The sequence below is a fragment of the Blautia massiliensis (ex Liu et al. 2021) genome (assembly GCF_052064225.1).
Lineage (GTDB): Bacteria > Bacillota > Clostridia > Lachnospirales > Lachnospiraceae > Blautia_A > Blautia_A fusiformis.
Window position 1 is genome coordinate 22,107 of sequence record NZ_JBQHWA010000013.1, and the last position, 16,699, is coordinate 38,805.

Annotated in this window: 17 protein-coding genes; 16 read left to right on the top strand and 1 reads right to left on the bottom strand. The window is 47.1% G+C overall.

All coding sequences use genetic code 11. From position 1 onward, the window contains the following. Positions 1-3: 3 nt before the first annotated feature. The 16 genes from ACTNDQ_RS06960 (at position 4) to ACTNDQ_RS07035 (ending at position 15,860) form a co-directional block, all read left to right on the top strand. Positions 4-963 (top strand): ABC transporter ATP-binding protein, encoded by a 960-nt coding sequence (locus tag ACTNDQ_RS06960; protein WP_278796838.1) that lies wholly within the window; start codon positions 4-6, stop codon positions 961-963. After that, positions 960-1,937 (top strand): ABC transporter ATP-binding protein, encoded by a 978-nt coding sequence (locus tag ACTNDQ_RS06965; protein WP_278796840.1) that lies wholly within the window; start codon positions 960-962, stop codon positions 1,935-1,937. Before ACTNDQ_RS06960 ends, ACTNDQ_RS06965 begins: the two co-directional genes overlap by 4 nt. A 77-nt stretch (positions 1,938-2,014) precedes the next feature. After that, positions 2,015-3,235, top strand: a complete 1,221-nt coding sequence (locus tag ACTNDQ_RS06970; protein ID WP_044960854.1) for an L-cysteine desulfidase family protein — start codon at positions 2,015-2,017, stop codon at positions 3,233-3,235. Between the two features lie 44 nt (positions 3,236-3,279). Then, positions 3,280-4,071: an NYN domain-containing protein gene (locus ACTNDQ_RS06975; RefSeq protein ID WP_022426781.1), complete on the top strand. Its 792-nt coding sequence runs from the start codon at positions 3,280-3,282 to the stop codon at positions 4,069-4,071. Further along, positions 4,068-5,030 carry a tRNA dihydrouridine synthase gene (locus ACTNDQ_RS06980; protein ID WP_441064293.1) on the top strand — a complete coding sequence of 321 codons (963 nt, stop codon included), beginning with the start codon at positions 4,068-4,070 and terminating at the stop codon, positions 5,028-5,030. The genes ACTNDQ_RS06975 and ACTNDQ_RS06980 overlap by 4 nt, the downstream gene beginning before the upstream one ends. Continuing rightward, positions 5,027-5,572, top strand: coding sequence for a DUF2284 domain-containing protein (locus ACTNDQ_RS06985; RefSeq protein ID WP_015524841.1), 546 nt, complete (start codon positions 5,027-5,029; stop codon positions 5,570-5,572). Before ACTNDQ_RS06980 ends, ACTNDQ_RS06985 begins: the two co-directional genes overlap by 4 nt. An 84-nt stretch (positions 5,573-5,656) precedes the next feature. Beyond that, the gene (locus ACTNDQ_RS06990) at positions 5,657-5,920 is read left to right on the top strand and encodes a YabP/YqfC family sporulation protein (protein WP_021650540.1); all 264 of its coding nucleotides are present in this window, start codon (positions 5,657-5,659) and stop codon (positions 5,918-5,920) included. Then, positions 5,920-7,125, top strand: a complete 1,206-nt coding sequence (locus ACTNDQ_RS06995) for a sporulation protein YqfD (RefSeq protein ID WP_441064294.1) — start codon at positions 5,920-5,922, stop codon at positions 7,123-7,125. Before ACTNDQ_RS06990 ends, ACTNDQ_RS06995 begins: the two co-directional genes overlap by 1 nt. Continuing rightward, positions 7,118-8,143: a PhoH family protein gene (locus tag ACTNDQ_RS07000; protein ID WP_022426778.1), complete on the top strand. Its 1,026-nt coding sequence runs from the start codon at positions 7,118-7,120 to the stop codon at positions 8,141-8,143. Before ACTNDQ_RS06995 ends, ACTNDQ_RS07000 begins: the two co-directional genes overlap by 8 nt. Further along, on the top strand, positions 8,140-8,634 hold the full coding sequence (gene ybeY, locus ACTNDQ_RS07005; protein WP_215638623.1) for an rRNA maturation RNase YbeY: 495 nt from the start codon (positions 8,140-8,142) through the stop codon (positions 8,632-8,634). Before ACTNDQ_RS07000 ends, ybeY begins: the two co-directional genes overlap by 4 nt. Positions 8,635-8,697: 63 nt before the next feature. Then, positions 8,698-9,747 (top strand): DUF3048 domain-containing protein, encoded by a 1,050-nt coding sequence (locus ACTNDQ_RS07010; protein ID WP_022426777.1) that lies wholly within the window; start codon positions 8,698-8,700, stop codon positions 9,745-9,747. A 34-nt stretch (positions 9,748-9,781) separates the two neighbouring features. Beyond that, positions 9,782-10,645, top strand: a complete 864-nt coding sequence (gene proB, locus ACTNDQ_RS07015) for a glutamate 5-kinase (RefSeq protein WP_114002447.1) — start codon at positions 9,782-9,784, stop codon at positions 10,643-10,645. Positions 10,646-10,661: 16 nt separating this feature from the next. After that, on the top strand, positions 10,662-10,883 hold the full coding sequence (locus ACTNDQ_RS07020) for a DUF896 domain-containing protein (RefSeq protein WP_044960849.1): 222 nt from the start codon (positions 10,662-10,664) through the stop codon (positions 10,881-10,883). Continuing rightward, positions 10,861-11,421 carry a 5-formyltetrahydrofolate cyclo-ligase gene (locus tag ACTNDQ_RS07025; protein WP_022426775.1) on the top strand — a complete coding sequence of 187 codons (561 nt, stop codon included), beginning with the start codon at positions 10,861-10,863 and terminating at the stop codon, positions 11,419-11,421. The genes ACTNDQ_RS07020 and ACTNDQ_RS07025 overlap by 23 nt, the downstream gene beginning before the upstream one ends. Before the next feature lie 43 nt (positions 11,422-11,464). After that, positions 11,465-12,715, top strand: coding sequence for a glutamate-5-semialdehyde dehydrogenase (locus ACTNDQ_RS07030; protein WP_441064295.1), 1,251 nt, complete (start codon positions 11,465-11,467; stop codon positions 12,713-12,715). 112 nt (positions 12,716-12,827) lie between these two features. Next, positions 12,828-15,860, top strand: a complete 3,033-nt coding sequence (locus tag ACTNDQ_RS07035; protein ID WP_441064296.1) for a hypothetical protein — start codon at positions 12,828-12,830, stop codon at positions 15,858-15,860. Between the two features lie 90 nt (positions 15,861-15,950). On the opposite strand, the gene ACTNDQ_RS07040 is transcribed toward ACTNDQ_RS07035, so the two are convergent. After that, positions 15,951-16,682, bottom strand: a complete 732-nt coding sequence (locus ACTNDQ_RS07040) for an ABC transporter permease (protein WP_021650531.1) — start codon at positions 16,680-16,682, stop codon at positions 15,951-15,953. Positions 16,683-16,699 lie beyond the last annotated feature (17 nt).

Below are 16,699 nucleotides of genomic sequence, written 5' to 3' on the forward strand. Positions count from 1 at the left end.
CATATGGAAAAATTACTGGAAGTAAAAGATCTGAAGGTGTCTTTCTTTACAGACCTTGGAGAGACACAGGCAGTAAAAGGTGCAGGCTTTGCCATCGGTGAGGGGGATTTTTTCGGGATCGTAGGAGAGTCCGGAAGCGGAAAAAGCGTGACCACCAAATCCATTCTCCGTCTCGGACCATCCAACTGTAAGATCATGGGTGGTGAGATTCTGTTCCGGGGAGAAGATATCCTGAAGAAAAATGAAGCAGAGCTCCGTGAGATCCGCGGTGGTGAGATCGCCATGATCTTTCAGGATTCTCTTTCCGCACTGAATCCGGTTTACACTGTTGGCAATAAGATGGTAGAGCTGATCCGGCGCCATACCAATATGAACAAAAAAGAAGCAAAGGCCCGGGTGCTGGAGCTTCTCACAGCCGTTGGCATCACAGACCCGGAAAAGGCTATGAACAGCTATCCCCACGAGCTTTCCGGCGGTATGCGCCAGCGTGTGATGATCGCCATGGCCATGAGCAGTGACCCGAAGATCCTGATCGCAGATGAGCCCACCACAGCCCTGGACGTTACGATCCAGGCGCAGATCCTTCATCTGCTTCTGGAGCTTCAGAAAAAAAACAATATGAGCATCATCCTGATCACCCATGATCTGGGCGTTGTAGCGCAGACCTGTAAACGGGTAGCTGTCATGTGTGGTGGCTACGTGGTGGAAGAGGGAACGGTAGAAGAAATCTTTCTTCATCCGGGACATCCCTATACACAGGCACTGATCGCAAGCATGCCGCGGGTGGGAGGTACCTTTGAACAGTTTCTGGAGAGAGATCTTTCGGACGGAAACGGTGATCTGTGTCCCTTCCTGAATCGCTGTAAATATGCGGACAAAACCTGTGAAGCCTGTCTTCCGAAATATTATGAGTCTTCAGAGGGACACAGGATATTCTGTCACAGAAGGGAGGAGAAGAGATGAGCAAACCCTTAATTGAAGTAAAAGATCTGAAAGTATATTTTAAACAGAAATCTCCGAAGCTTCTGTCCTTTAAGCCGGGCATACTGAAGGCTGTGGATCAGGTAAGCTTTTCGATTGAAAAGGGGAAAACTTTCGGTCTGGTAGGAGAATCCGGAAGCGGAAAATCTACCATCGGAAAGGCAATCCTACGTTATCATAAACCCACAGGCGGTGAGATTTTTTATGAAGGAACAGAGATCGGAGCCATGGGGGAAAAAGAACTGCTTCCATACCGCAAAAAAATGCAGTCTGTTTTTCAGGATCCCTATTCCTCTCTGGACCCAAGCCATACAGTGCAGGATATCATCTGTGAGCCTATGGCAATCCATAAAATGTACACGCAGAAAGAACGTAAGGAGCGTGCAAAAGAACTGATCCGCGTGGTTGGCCTCAAAGAGCAGGATCTTCTGAAGTATCCTCATGAGTTCTCCGGCGGACAGCGTCAGAGGATTTCCATTGCAAGAGCACTTTCCGTACAGCCGGAATTTGTAGTCTGCGATGAGCCCATTTCTGCGCTGGATGTTTCCCTGCAGGCCCAGATCGTCCAGATGCTTCAGGATCTTCAGGAAAAATACGGGCTGACCTATCTGTTCATCAGCCATCAGCTGCAGGTGGTCCAGAAGATCTGTGATGAGATCGGGGTGCTTTATCTTGGAAATCTCATGGAGATCGCAGATGCAGATAAGCTCTATTCCAATCCGCTGCATCCTTATACAAAAATGCTGATCTCCTCGATTCCGGTTCCGGACCCGAGAGTCAAAACTCTGGATCAGATCGTTACGGATACCGGAGTACAGTCCAGATCTATCGGGGGCTGCCGCTTCCATAACCGCTGTCCGTGGTGTGAGGAACGCTGCAGACAGGACCCCCCCGCACTTCGTCAGGTGGAGCCGGGACATATGGTAGCATGTCATAAATATCAGGAAAAGAAATAATCATAAAATACGGGAAGGTAAATAAAAAAGTGGACAAAAATATATATAAAAACTATCTGGCGATCCTCCGTGAGGAGATGATCCCGGCTATGGGATGTACAGAACCGATCGCTCTGGCTTATGGTGCGGCAAGAGCAAGAGAGATCCTTGGGAAAGAGCCGGAGCGTATCGTAGCAAAATGTTCCGGAAATATCATCAAAAATGTGCGTTGTGTGATCATTCCCAATTCAGGAGGCTTAAAGGGGATTCCTGCAGGTGTGATCCTTGGGGCGGTGGCAGGAGATGCCTCACTGAATATGGAAGTTCTTTCCAAAGTCGATGAAAAGGGCAGGGCACGCTGTCGGGAACTTCTGGAGGCAGATATCTGTAAGGTGGAGCTTCTGGACACGCCGGTAGTCCTTCACATTATCATCGAAATGTATGCCGGTGAAGATGCCGTCAGCCTGGAAATCAAATACGACCATATCAACGTGACCAGGATCAGCAAAAACGGAGAGATCCTCCTTGATGCAGATAAAGCAGTGGAAGAAAAGGAAGAGACGGACCGCGGCCTGTTAAATCTGGAGGATATTCGGGAATTTGCAGATACCGTAGAGCTTTCCGATGTAAAGGAGCTTCTGGATGCGCAGATCAGAAGCAATATGGCCATTGCTCATGAGGGAATGACCGGAAAATACGGCCTGGGTATCGGGCGCGTGATCCGTGAAAATTATTCTCACGATATGCTCACCAGAATGAGAAGTCTTACTGCAGCGGCTTCTGAGGCACGTATGGGTGGCTGTGATATGCCGGTTGTCATCAATTCCGGAAGCGGAAATCAGGGAATTGCATGCTCTGTTCCGCTGATCGTCTATGCAAGAGAGATGGAGCTGCCGGATTACAGCCTCTACAGGGCTCTGGTGTTTTCCAATCTCCTCACAGTTTATCAGAAGCAATATATAGGGAAGCTGTCTGCCTTCTGCGGTGCGGTATCGGCCTCCTGTGCAGCCGGAGCTGCCATTACCTATATGGTAGGCGGAGATATTTCCCTGATCAAAAAAACGATTGAGAATACCCTTGCCAATATTCCGGGAATCATCTGTGATGGGGCCAAGATCTCCTGTGCTGCCAAGATCGCAGCCTGTCTTGACGCAGCCTTTCTGGCGCATCATCTTGCCATGAACGGGCAGTCTTATGCACCTTATACAGGAATTCTCCAGGAAGAAACCGCAGAGACCATCAGCTGTGTGGGACAGATCGGAAAAGACGGTATGAAGGAAACAGACAGAGAGATCCTCAAGATCATGCTGGAGCATTGATCCGCATCGGAGACGGCACAGATTAAACAGAAAAGGTTGGATTTATGGACAACGAATTAAGAATTGCAATACTGATCGATGCAGATAATGTATCAGACAAATACATCAAGATCATCGTGGATGAAGTGGCAAACATCGGCATAGCCACCTACAAACGGATCTATGGAGACTGGACCAGTGCACGGCTTTCCTCCTGGAAAAAGGTTCTTCTGGAGGATTCCATCATTCCTATCCAGCAGTACAGCTATACCACCGGAAAAAACGCCACCGATTCGGCAATGATCATTGATGCCATGGATATTCTGTATTCCGGAAATGTGGATGGATATTGTATTGTTTCTTCGGACAGTGATTTCACCCGTCTGGCAGCAAGGCTCCGGGAATCCGGAATGCTGGTCCTGGGTATGGGTGAGGAGAAGACGCCGAAGCCGTTTATTTCCGCATGCAACCAGTTTAAATATCTGGATCTTCTCTACCGCAACCAGCAGGAGGAAGAGAAGAAGGAAGATCTGGCTACTGCAGCAGAAGCTAAAAAATCCGGAAACAGCAGTAAACAGAGCAGCTCCGGCTCCAGGAAGAACAAAGATCTCAAGCGGGTACGCAAGGCCATTAATGCCATCATCGAGAAATTTTCTGACGAAGAGGGATGGCTTTCCTCCGGACAGCTGGGCGACCAGCTTGGGAAACGACTTCCGGATTTTGATGTGCGTAATTACGGATATTCCAAGCTGACCCCCTTTATCAAATCTCTGGGAAATTATGAGACAGGCAGGATCCCCACAGGAAGCGGAGGTAGAAAGCAGATCTATTTCCGGATGAAGGAGGATAAACAATGAAGAATTATCTGGCACCTATGGAGGGCGTAACCAACTGGGTTTACCGGAATGCATATCATGACTGTTTTTATCCCATGGATAAATACTTTACTCCCTTCATCACTGCCAAGCCCAATAAACGTCTCAGCAGCAAGGAGATCAAAGAGGTATCACCGGAAACCAACGGAGATCTTCCGGTGATTCCTCAGATTCTGACCAACAATGCGGAGGATTTTGTGAAAACAGCGCATATCTTCCGGGATGAATACGGACACAGGGAAGTAAATCTCAATCTGGGATGCCCCTCGGGAACTGTCACAGCCAAGGGAAAGGGTGCCGGTTTCCTGGGCGAGCCGGATAAGCTGGAACGTTTTCTGGATGAGATCTTCGAAAAGACCGGGATGGAGATCTCCATAAAAACGAGAGTGGGAACGGATTATGAGGAAGACTGGGAACGGCTTCTTGAGATCTACGGCAGATATCCGCTGAAGGAGCTGATCATCCATCCACGCCTTCTGAAGGATCATTATAAGGGGGTTCCCAGATATGAACTGTATGAGGAGGCAAGGGAAAAGCTGAAGGTTCCCCTGGGATATAACGGGGATATTTTTTCAGTGGAGGCTGATCAGGAAATCCGGGAGAAATTTCCGGATGCAGACAGCGTCATGTACGGAAGAGGCCTGATCGCAAGGCCCTATCTTCTGGATGCCATTATGCAAAAAGAAGACGGAGAGGATCACCGGGAAGAATACCGGAAAAAGCTGCGGCAGTTCCATGACCGTCTTTACCGGGATTATCAGGAATATCTTTCGGGAGAACGAAATGTACTTTTCCGCATGAAGGAATTGTGGAGTTATATGGCACCAGGCTTTACCAATTATGCCAGATATCTGAAAAAGATCAAAAAATCCCAGCATTTTGGTGACTATGAGGCAGCAGTTATGAGCCTTTTTGGAGAACAGGAGATCTTAAAGGTATGAACAGTATAAAAGAAAAATTTGATGAGTTTATTTCCCAGTATCCCATTTTTGAGTATCGTGTGCTGGATACCGGGGATATTAAAGTACAGTCACGTGTGCGTACGATCTGTAAACAGGAATGTGAACGTTATGGGAGCACATGGGCCTGTCCTCCGGCAGTAGGAGAGCTGTCAGAATGCGAAAAGAAAATCCGGAGCTATCCGAAAGCAGTTTTCTTTTCCAGCGTTGCGGAGGTATCGGATATCATGAACATGAAGGAGATGCTTTCCACAAGAATGGAACACGAAGCGCTTACAGAGAAGGTACGTGATTTTCTGGAGGGAGAGGGCTATGAGACCTTTACGCTTTCCACGGAATCCTGTGACTTCTGTGAACGCTGTGCCTATCTGGACGGAAAACCATGCCGTTTTCCGGAGCATATGCATCCATGTCTGGAAAGCTATGGCGTGGTAGTCAGTGAGATCGTAGAAAAGGAAGCTATGGAATACAATCTGGGTGGAAATACCATTCTCTGGTTTTCCATGGTGCTGATCCGCAGATAAAAGACAAAAAGCAGATACAGTGAAAGATACATAAGAAGAAATCCTCCGGCATAGATTAATGATAAAAGCCGGAGGATTTTTTTAATGAGAAAAATGTCAGCTTTTCTGGAGCTTCCCGGGGAACCGGCATTTCGGGAGGTGCAGGTGATACTTACGGGAAAACGCCGGGCAGTGATCGAAAATTACCGGAATATCCAGAGCTATACAAGGGAGGAGATCCTGATACTGACACCTTCCGGCAGACTTGTGATCCGTGGGAAAAATCTTGTGATCCCCTGCTACACAACCCTTGAACTATGTATCCGCGGGCAGATCGAAAGCATCACGCTGGAGGAGGGAAATAAGTAATGATCCCAGGTTTTGTGCGGGTTTCTGTTAAGGGGCAGCAGTGCCAGCGGTTTGTGAACCTTTGCAGAGGCAGGGAAATGGATCTGAAAAAGATCATCCGTACCGGTGAGACGGAGCTTCAGCTGACCATGAAGGTAGCGGATTTTCTGCAGATCTCGCCACTGCGGAGAAAAACAGGGGTACATATCCACATCCTGAAAAAAAGAGGACCTTTGTTTTTTCTGCTTTTCTGTAAAAGAAGAAAAATGATCCCCGTGGGGTTTCTGGCAGTTTGCTGCCTCCTTTTTTTTCTGTCAGGCAGAGTGTGGAACGTTGAGATCCGGGGAAATATTTTAAATCCCACACCCCAGCTGATGAGCTTTCTGAAAGAGCAGGGGGTCTGTTTCGGAGTATCCAGAAAAAAGATCAGCTGCAGTGCACTTGCAGCTTCCCTGCGAAGAGAATTTCCGGAGATCACCTGGGTGTCTGCCGGATTTTCGGGAACAGGCCTGCGTTTTGAAATCCGGGAGGGAACTGCCGGAGAAAAAGCAGAGCCGGAAGAAAGCGCATGCAGTCTGTTTTCAACCCTGGACGGTGTGATCGATTCCATGGTCACACGGCAGGGAACTCCTCTTGTCAGGGCCGGGGATGAAATAAAAAAAGGCCAGGAACTGGTTTCCGGGATCGTGGACATCACCGATGACAGTCAGGAGGTTATCCGCTATGCATATGTTCAGGCAGATGCGGATATTTACATCCGACATACTATTGCCTATTACGATACCTTTCCGTTGGACATAGAGAAAAAGGTATGGTCCGGTAAAAAGAAAACAAGGCTTTTTTTTCAGCTGGGAAACTGGTTTCTGGACTTTTCCTCTCCTCTGAAACAAAATGAGGAACGCCTCGTCAGCCGGGAACCTCTTTTCAGTATCGGGATTTTTCGTTCTCCTGTTACCCTGGGGATCGCTGCGATCAGGAAGTACGAAGTACAGAAAGAGCAGCTGACAGAGGATGCCGCAAAAAAACAGGCCATACAAAGGCTTTATGCCTATGAAGAAAAATTAATAGAAAAAGGGGTTCAAATATCTGAAAATAATGTTAAAATAGAAATAAATCACCAGGACTGCGTCAGCAGAGGCATTCTTACCGTCATTGAACGGACCGGAAGAGAAGCCCCCACAGAAAAAAAGACGCAGCCAAAAGAAAGGACACCAGAGGATGGCTAGCAGCATTATCGAATTATATGTGGATGTGCCGGCAGACCGCCAGGCGAATATTTTCGGACAGTTTGACGAGCATCTGAAGCTGATCGAACGTACTCTGAACGTAACCATGATCTTCCGTGACGGTTCTCTTAAGATCCTGGGAAGCCAGGAGGGAGCCACACAGGCCAGGGCGATCGTGGAGGAACTGAACACACTTGCGGGCAGAGGCAATACCATCACACAGCAGAATGTGAATTACGCACTTTCCCTTGCCATGGAGAAGATCGGCTCCGTGATGGAGGAGATCGACAAGGATTTTATCTGTAATACCATACAGGGCAGACCCATCAAGCCCAAGACTCTCGGACAGAAGGACTATGTGGAACAGATCCGTAAGAAGATGATCGTGTTCGGCGTGGGACCTGCCGGAACCGGCAAAACCTATCTTGCCATGGCTATGGCAGTAACTGCTTTTCGCAATGAGGAGGTTTCCAGGATCATTCTTACCAGACCGGCCATTGAGGCAGGCGAGAAGCTGGGATTCCTTCCTGGCGATCTCCAGAGCAAGGTCGATCCCTATCTGCGTCCTCTTTATGACGCATTGTATCAGATTATGGGCGCAGACAGCTTTGCCAAAAACATGGAGAAGGGGCTCATCGAGGTTGCCCCTCTTGCCTATATGAGAGGACGTACACTGGATAATGCCTTCATCATCCTGGATGAGGCGCAGAATACCACACCTGCCCAGATGAAGATGTTCCTGACCAGGATCGGCTTCGGTTCCAAGGTGATCATCACAGGAGATGCATCCCAGAAGGACCTTCCCAGGGATGCCACGTCTGGTCTGGATGTGGCGATGAAGGTGCTGAAGAAGATCGATGACATCGGATTCTGTCAGCTGACCAGCAAGGATGTTGTACGTCATCCACTTGTACAGCAGATCGTACAGGCCTATGACGATTATGAAAAAAAACAGAAGCCTGCCAAATCCAGGAAGGATGACAGGTATGCTGTAAAAAATAAGGAGTATAGAAGATGACCATAAATATCGAATATGAGACAGATCAGGATCTGGGCATTGACTATGCTGCCCTTGCATCCCAGGTTGCGGACAAGGTTCTTGAAATGGAAAAATGTCCCTATGACGGACAGGTCAATCTTGTCCTGACAGACAACGAGGAGATCAAGAGGGTAAATACGGAATTCCGGAATATCCAGGCTCCTACGGATGTGCTGTCATTTCCTATGATCCCCTTTGAGACACCGGCGGATTATTCCGTTGTGGAAGAAGATGAGTCCTATTTTGATCTGGACAGTGATGAACTCCTTCTTGGAGATATCATGATCTCCGTGCCTAAGGTTTTTGCCCAGGCAGAGGAATACGGACATAGTGTGACAAGGGAATTCTGTTTCCTGGTGGCACACAGTATGCTGCATCTTCTGGGCTATGATCATATGACAGAGGATGAGGCAAAGGTCATGGAAGCCAAGCAGGCAGCGGCACTGAAGGAGCTGGGGATCAACCGCTAGACGGGCTGTCCCACGGAAAAGCTAAGCGGAAAACTCTTCCGCTTTAAGAAAAGGAGGTAATATATGAGAATGAAAAAGACAGGTATCCTGGCAGGTATCACAGCTGCATGCATCTGCATTGCCCAGACTGTTCCCGCTTTTGGAGCAGGGCAGGATCTGGTAGGCTTTGTCCCCAATGAGGAAAAGCAGGAAGAAACCCAGGTAAAGAGCTATCTTACCGGCGAAAATGTTCCGGAGAGCATTGGACGGAGAAGACCGGTTGCCGTGATGATGGGCAACAACAGTGTCGGAGCTCCCCAGAGTGGTATCGGACATGCCGGTGTTGTCTACGAAGCGCCGGTGGAAGGTAATATTACCCGTCTTATGGGCATTCTCGAAGATTACGATGAGCTGGAACGGATCGGTTCCGTTCGCAGCTGCCGTGACTATTATCTCTTTTATGCCAACGAATTTAATGCGATCTATGCCCACTACGGACAGGCTGCCTATGCACTGCCTTATCTGGAGCAGCATGTGATCGATAACCTTAACGGGATCCAGATCGGCAAGCTGGCTTTTTTCCGCACAACAGACAGGAAGGCACCTCACAATGCCTATACAGATGCCAGCCACCTTCAGGCAGGCATAGATGCCATGGGATACAGCCAGGAATATAAAGAAGAATATACCGGACATTATCTTTTTGCAGAAGATGGTACAGAGACTGTACCGGATGGGATCACAGCCAGCCTTGTGAAGCTGGATAATTTTACCGACAATCATCCCTGGTATGAATACGATGAGGAGACAAAGGAATATAAGAGATTCCAGTTTGGCAAGGAACATGTGGATCAGCTGGATAATGAACCGCTTACCTGCGACAATATCATCCTTCAGTATTCATCCTGCCCGGCCTACGATGGAAACGGCTATCTGAACATTGATGCCATTTCCGGCGGAGAGGGCAAGTTTATTACCAGAGGCAGAGCCATTGATATCCGCTGGGAGAAGGATTCTCCCTGGGGGATCACGCATTATTACGACGGAAATGAACAGGAGATCCGCCTGAATCCGGGTACTACCTGGGTGGAGATCGTACAGAATGACAGGATTGATTCCGTTACTTATCAGTAAGACTAATATACAGGTATCAGGAGAAACAAAAAACATGAACGCAGATTACAGGGAACGACTGAAAGACAAGAAACGCATTGTTATCAAGATCGGATCATCATCACTGATCCACGCAGAAACAGGAAGACTGGATTTCCGTAAGCTGGAGATCCTGGCCAGAGAGCTCAGTGACCTTCATAACCAGGGGAAAGACGTAGTGCTGGTATCCTCCGGAGCCATTGCGGTAGGTGCAGCTGCACTGGGTATGAAGGGAAAGCCGGCAGAGCTTGAGAAAAAGCAGGCCTGTGCAGCTGTGGGACAGGCCAGGCTGATGACCATTTATCAGAAGCTTTTCGGGGAATACAATCAGATGGTGGCACAGATCCTGATGACCAAGAATACCATGGTCAACAATACCAACCGCAGGAATGCCCAGAATACCTTCCAGCAGCTTCTGGCAGAAAAGGTGATCCCCATTGTAAATGAGAACGACTCGGTATCCTCCTACGAATTCCAGAACCTGGTAAAATTCGGAGACAACGATACCCTTTCCTCCGTGGTTGCTGCACTGATCGATGCGGATCTTCTGATCCTCATGTCCGATATTGACGGTCTTTTTACAGACGATCCCAATTCCAATCCGGATGCACAGTTTATCGACATTGTAGAAAACATGGATGACAATATGCGTAAGCTTGGCAAATCCTCCACAGGAAGCAATGTCGGTACCGGCGGAATGGCAACCAAGCTTACCGCTGCAATCATCGCCACTGCGGCAGGGGCGGACATGGTTATTGCCAACGGAAACGACTTCCACAACATCCACAGGATCGTGGAAGGCAGGAGCTGCGGAACATTATTTGTAGGAAACAAGAAGGAAGAATTCTTCCTCATTGATTATATCGAAAAACTGCTTTAAGGAGAATGACATTATGATGGACAATATCAAGATCGACAGGATCAACGCACTGGCACATAAACAGAAAAGTGTAGGTCTTACCGAGGAAGAAAAGGTGGAACAGGCGAAGCTTCGGAGAGAATATCTGGATGCAGTGAAAGGAAATCTCCGTGCGCATCTGAATAATATCGATATCAAAGAAAAGGATGGCAGCATCACCAATCTTGGAGAAAAATATGGAAGAAAAAAAGGAAATTAGAAAAAAGATCTTCAAAGCCAGAAAAGAACATACCGATGCCTGGATCCGGGAAAACAGTCTCCGGATCACAGAGGCCCTGACACAGCTTCCGGAATACCGGAATGCAGAACGGATCATGGCATACGCAGATTATAACCATGAAGTGATCACACGCTATATCATCGAGCAGGCCTGGAAAGACGGCAAGGAAGTGGCAGTGCCAAAGGTTTTCGGAAAGGATATGGTATTTTACAGACTGACCGATTTCAGTCAGCTGGAATCCGGCTACTTCGGGATCCCTGAGCCAAAGGAAGACGGAGAAACGGTTTCCTGGGAAGAAGCCATGATGGTCATGCCCGGGGTGGCTTTTGACGTGAACTGCAACCGGGTAGGCTATGGCGGAGGTTTTTATGACCGCTTTCTGGAAAAACATCCGGAGGTCTGCCGCGTTGCAGTAGGATTTTCCTTCCAGATCCTTCCGGAGGTTCCCACAGAGCCTACGGATATCCGTCCGCAGGTCATTGTGACGGAAGAGAATATATACCGCGATGCACAGTAAGATATTGCTGTAAAGACAGAAAGAAAGGCAGGAATATTTGGAAATGAATGAAATGCTTGAAAAACTGGGACAGAATGCGAAAGATGCGGAGACAGTCCTTCGAAATCTTTCCACAAATGACAAAAATAAAACCCTGGAAGCTGTGGCAAAGGCTCTTGTCGCTCATACCGATGAGATCCTGAAGGCCAATGCCCTGGATGTGGAAAACGGTAAAATGAATCAGATGCCGGAAGGACTGATCGACCGTCTGATGCTGACACCGGAGAGGATTGAAGGAATGGCAGACGGACTTCGTCAGCTTACCGGTCTTGAAGATCCCATCGGGGAAGTTACCGGTATGAAAAAACGTCCCAACGGACTTCTGATCGGACAGAAACGTGTTCCATTAGGTGTGATCGGCATCATTTACGAAGCGCGTCCCAATGTTACCTCAGATGCATTCGGTCTCTGCTTCAAAACCGGAAATGTCGTGATCCTGAAGGGTGGAAGCGACGCGATCCATTCCAATACTGCCATTGTCAACTGTATCCGTGAGGCATTAAAAGCCTGCGGCATTATCGAGGATGCTATCCAGCTGATCCAGGATACCTCCAGAGAAACGGCTGCGGAATTTATGAAGCTGAACCGGTATGTGGATGTACTGATCCCACGTGGCGGAAGAGGACTGATCAAAGCAGTGGTAAACCAGAGTACGATCCCTGTCATCGAGACCGGAACCGGAAACTGCCATATCTATGTGGATGAGACTGCAGATCTTCAGATGGCAGCGGATATTGTGATCAATGCAAAGACCCAGCGTGTGGGTGTATGCAATGCATGCGAGTCCCTTCTTGTAAACCGTAAGGTGAAGGATGATTTTCTGCCGGTACTGGCCGGACGCCTTAAGGAGAAGCATGTGGAGGTCCGTGCAGATGAAGCGTCAAAGGCTCTGATGCCGGGAGCAGTTCCTGCAACAGAAGAGGACTGGGGAACAGAATATCTTGACTATATCCTTTCTGTAAAGGTAGTGGATTCCGTGGAGGAAGCCATTGCACATATCAATAAATATAATACAAAGCATTCGGAGGCCATCATTACCAATGATTATACCCATGCCCAGAAATTCCTGGATGAGGTAGATGCAGCGGCAGTTTATGTGAACGCTTCTACCAGATTCACCGATGGAAACGAATTTGGATTCGGTGCGGAGATCGGGATCAGCACCCAGAAGCTCCATGCAAGAGGCCCAATGGGACTCCTTGCACTGACCACCACCAAGTATATCATTTATGGTAATGGCCAGGTACGTCCGTAAGACAGATATAGTAAAGCGGATTCTTTGGTCCGCTTTACTTTTTTGAAGTGTTGTGCTATACTTTTCTGTAATTGGATTTAAACAGACTAACTCATAACAGGAGGACTTATAAATGAAAAAAAAGCAGCTTTTTGCAGTCCTGCTTGCAGGTTCCATGACTGTTGGAATGGCACCTGCCGCAGCGTTTGCCGCTGAAGATACCGGAGCGGTAACAGAGGCAGAAGCACCGACTGCAGACGAGAATACAGAAACACCAGATGACGGAGCAGCTGTGGATGACCAGTCCCAGAGTGAAGCCGACGCCCAGGCAGAAGCAGAAGCAGCAGCCCAGGCAGCGGCTCAGGCTCAGGCAGAGGCAGCAGCCCAGGCCCAGGCAGAGGCAGAAGCCCAGGCAGCAGCCCAGGCCCAGGCGGAAGCAGAGGCACAGGCAGCAGCTCAGGCTCAGGCGGAAGAGGCGCAGCAGGAGCAGACGGAAACTGTAACAGGAACAACAGTAACCGATGAAGCTGGATTAGCAGCAGCTATTGCGGCAGCTCCTGGCATTGACATTAATAATGTTAATAAAGACAATCTTACGACGATCGTTATCAGTGGAACAGTTCAGATTACGACACCAGTAACGATTCCGAAAGATAGAGGTATTTTGATCGTTGGAAAAGATGATACATCCATGATACAGCGTGCAGCCGGCTTTACTGGTAATCTGTTTGACGTAAGCGGTGCACTTTATATGCTTGATAATAGCGATAGCACACTTGTTGTTGATGGTGGCTCTGTTAATGGTGTACAGGCAGCAGGATCTTTGATCCATGTAGCCAGTGGCGCAAAATTTTCAATGTCAACAGGTATCAAGCTTACTAATAATAAGGTAGTAGCAGATGCAACAACAGCAGCAGCTATTTTTAATGAAGGTGGAATCGTTCATATTTCAGGCGGTACGATTGAGAATAACAGTTCAGATAAAGGAGCTGTCTATAGTACAGGAAAAGTTTTTATTGAGAAAATTGATAATACAGCAGAAACAGAACCGATTATTGCTAATAACACAAAAGCTGATGGAACAACACCTGCCAATATCATTCTTGCTGGAGAAGGCCAGCTTGCTGTAAACAGTGCTATAGCAAATCCTCAGATTGGATTTTCTGTAGAAAATGCTGAAGAGAGGCTGCAGAATTCATCTGCGGTAATTGTAAAGGGTGAGGATTGTCTTGATGATGATTATCCACAGGCACTCAGGGTACTGGCTGAAAAATATGAAGATGTTAATTATAAAGTTAATCCAGAGAATGGTCAGCTTGTTTCCAACAGACCAGTTGTTACCGTTACTGCTAAGAGCGAAAAAGCAAATACGGTTACTGCAAGTATTAAATCTGACAAGGCCGGTATATATTACTATAAATGTGTAGCAAAAAATACCAAAGCTCCGACCATTGGTGAAGCTATCAAAGGTGAAAAAGTTGAAGCCGAAAAAGCAGTTTCTCTGAATCTTACTGATGTTAAAGACACGTCCATTGATCTTTATGTATGGGTAATAGCAGATGACGGATCTGTCGGTGAAGCTGAAAAACAGACGATTGATGTGACACAGCAGAAGCCAGACGATCCGAAACCAGCAGCACCAAAGGTTAAAAAAATCAGTGCAGAAAGTAAAACTGCAACAACTGCAGAAGTAGTTCTTCAGTCCGATAAGAGCGGTAAATGCTATTATAAATGGGTGGCAAAAGGAGCTAAAAAACCTTCCATTAGCACAACTAAAGACAGTAAGGTTGCGATCACTGCAAAAAAAGATTGTAAGATTAATCTGAAAAATCTGGAAGGTGATGTGATTGATCTCTATGTGCAGGTAGTAGCAAACGATGGATCAAAGTCAGCAGTGACCAAGATTGCAACTGTTACTTTGAAAAAAGAAACAGCTAAAACACCTGCGGAGATTTCCAATATAAGTTATAAGTGGAGAAATTATACATCTGCTACCGTAACTATGCGTTCTGATAAAGCCGGTGTGTACTATTATAAATGGGTAAATCGTGGTTCCAAAGCTCCAACAGTTGATAAAATGAGTAAGGGAACAGATGTTTCTGTAAATGAGGATTTTACGATTAATCTGCAAGATTTGGATACAGATAATGCAGTTGATGTTTACGTAAGCATTAAAGGAACGGATGGAACCGTAAGTACACCGAAAAAAATAGCATTAGATGTTAATAAGCGTCCGGCGGATGTTAATTGGATTGGGTTCTCTTGGATTAATCATACCACTGCTAATGTTACGCTTAGGTCTAATATGAGTGGTACATGCTATTATAAATGGGTTACACGTGACAAGAATGGTAATTCTAAGACACCAGATGATCTTGTATCTAATGGAACGCAAACAGCGATTACTGCAGATAAGAAGTTTGATATTCGTCTTGAAGATTTGAATTCTGACAGTCCGATCGATCTCTATATTGCGATTAAAAATAAAAAAGGTGTTCTTACTATAAAGAGATTGAAGTTTGACGAGGATAGCCGTCCGAAAGTTGCAACTCCAACTCCGACTGACACACCGAATGCATACATCCCGGATGTAAAAGAGAGCATAGTACAGGGACTGGATGAGGCAATTCAGTTCTATCCGAATCAGTTCTATCCATTTACTGTAATTGGTGCAGGAACAACCAATCAGGATCCAAATGAGGGTGATGTGAAATGGGTTCCGGTTTACTGGAGTACAGCTGCAAACCCAAAACAAAGCCAGATTCAGATTCATACAGCATGGAAGATTGGTTCCACCAAGGGAATCAACAAAGACGCTACATACAACCTGTATGTATTCTTCCAGAAATACATCTACACCGGTGGTCAGTGGCAGGAAACAGACACCATTGAATCCGCAGTATATCAGTTCAAATCCGCAAAACTGACCGGAACTCCGGGAGCAGACGGTACATACGGTACCGGCGGCCAGACAGGTTCTGATCCGGATGCAACCATAACAGGAGAGGCATCTGCAACATCCTCCAACGGAGGCAACGGAACCAGATCTAAGAATGCAGTATCAACAGCCGATAACTCACCGATCGGAACCATGTCCGCACTGGCAGTGGCATCCCTTCTTGCAGGTGGATATGTGATCGTGAGAAGAAGAAAAAAGGACATCTAAACGCACAATAGCCAGAATAGCATAACAAATAAAAAATCACCGGTTTTCCGAATGAACAGGAAAGCCGGTGATTTTTTTGTAAAGATAAATTTACAGATTTTTTTTCTTATAGATAAACCAGGAAGCTGCAATGCTGAATGCAATTAGGTAGACTGTCAGGATCAGGACACTGAGGTAATTGACTCCACCGCCGGAAGCAATGGTACGGATCAGATGACTGGTCTGTGACAGTGGAAGAGCAGCTACAAAATTCCCAAGAAAGCCCGGGATCTTCTCTGTAGAGAAGAAGGTGTTGCACAAAAAAGCCATTGGCATAATGATATAATTGGAAAAACGAGGTACATCCGCATGGTTTTTGGCAAGGAAAGAAACCACAACACCGATGGCTGAAAATACAGCACCGTTGAGGAACATCACCAGCAATGACCATCCGTTGAACACAAGACCGGTTCCGATCGGCATGGTCAGAAGAAGGATGATCCCTCCTGCATAAAGCCCGCGGAGACTGCCTCCGATGATCTGTCCGGCAATAAACTGCCACAGAGGTGTCGGAGATATCATAACCTGGTCAAAGGCTTTCTCATAAAGACGCTGCACATTCAGATTCTGTGCGATAGCATTAAAGCTTCCGTTCATTGTAGTCAGTGAAACCACACCCGGGATCAGGAAATTCAGATAAGGCTCTCCGTGTGAGGAGGTCTGGATCCCCATTCCAAAAACGATCAGATACATCAGCGGCGCGATCATGGCCGCCAGCGTGATCTTATAGAAATCCCTTCGGAACTCCACCCATTTTTCCCATAAAATAGTAAGTATTCCCATGATAATTCATCGTCCAT